At 56.4% G+C, this 1,191-nt stretch carries 1 protein-coding gene; it reads left to right on the plus strand.

Features of this window, described 5'->3' with window-relative positions:
• Positions 1–1,191: an elongation factor Tu gene (gene tuf / locus W822_RS45715; RefSeq protein ID WP_024007556.1), complete on the plus strand. Its 1,191-nt coding sequence runs from the start codon at positions 1–3 to the stop codon at positions 1,189–1,191.

A 1,191-nucleotide genomic window follows, 5' to 3' on the forward strand; every position in this document is an offset into this window, starting at 1 on the left:
ATGGCAAAAGGTAAGTTTGAACGTACCAAACCACACGTAAACGTTGGTACGATTGGTCACGTTGACCATGGCAAAACAACGCTGACAGCGGCGATTACAACGGTCTTGTCCAAGCAGTTTGGCGGCGAAGCCAAAGGCTACGACCAGATTGATGCGGCGCCTGAAGAAAAAGCGCGTGGTATCACGATCAACACGGCTCACGTTGAGTACGAGACAACGAACCGTCACTACGCGCACGTTGACTGCCCGGGCCACGCCGACTATGTTAAGAACATGATTACCGGTGCGGCGCAGATGGACGGCGCGATCCTGGTATGTTCTGCTGCTGACGGCCCGATGCCTCAGACACGTGAGCACATCCTGCTGTCCCGTCAGGTTGGCGTGCCTTACATCGTTGTGTTCCTGAACAAAGCGGACATGGTGGACGATGAAGAGCTGCTGGAGCTGGTCGAGATGGAAGTGCGCGAGCTGCTGTCCAAGTACGACTTCCCAGGCGACGACACCCCGATCATCAAGGGTTCGGCCAAACTGGCGCTGGAAGGCGACGAAGGTCCGCTGGGCAAGCAAGCGATTTTGCAACTGGCCGAAGCACTGGACACCTACATTCCGACACCGGAGCGTGCGGTTGATGGTACGTTCCTGATGCCTGTTGAAGACGTGTTCTCAATCTCCGGTCGTGGTACGGTTGTGACCGGCCGTATCGAGCGCGGTATCATCAAGGTTGGTGAAGAGATCGAAATCGTCGGTATCAAGGACACAGCCAAGACCACATGTACGGGCGTGGAAATGTTCCGCAAGCTGCTGGACGAAGGTCAGGCGGGCGATAACGTGGGTCTGTTGCTGCGTGGTACCAAGCGTGAAGACGTGGAGCGTGGTCAGGTTCTGGCCAAGCCCGGTTCAATCAAGCCACACACCGGCTTCTCAGCCGAGGTGTATATTCTGTCCAAAGAGGAAGGCGGTCGTCACACACCATTCTTCCAGGGCTACCGTCCCCAGTTCTACTTCCGTACGACGGACGTAACGGGTACGATCAAGCTGCCAGAGGACAAGGAAATGGTTCTGCCAGGCGATAACGTGTCCATGGACGTGGAACTGATCGCGCCGATCGCGATGGAAGAAGGTCTGCGTTTTGCGATTCGCGAAGGTGGCCGTACCGTCGGCGCCGGCGTGGTTGCTAAAATCACGAAGTAA

The organism is Advenella kashmirensis W13003 (assembly GCF_000506985.1).
Lineage (GTDB): Bacteria > Pseudomonadota > Gammaproteobacteria > Burkholderiales > Burkholderiaceae_B > Advenella > Advenella kashmirensis_A.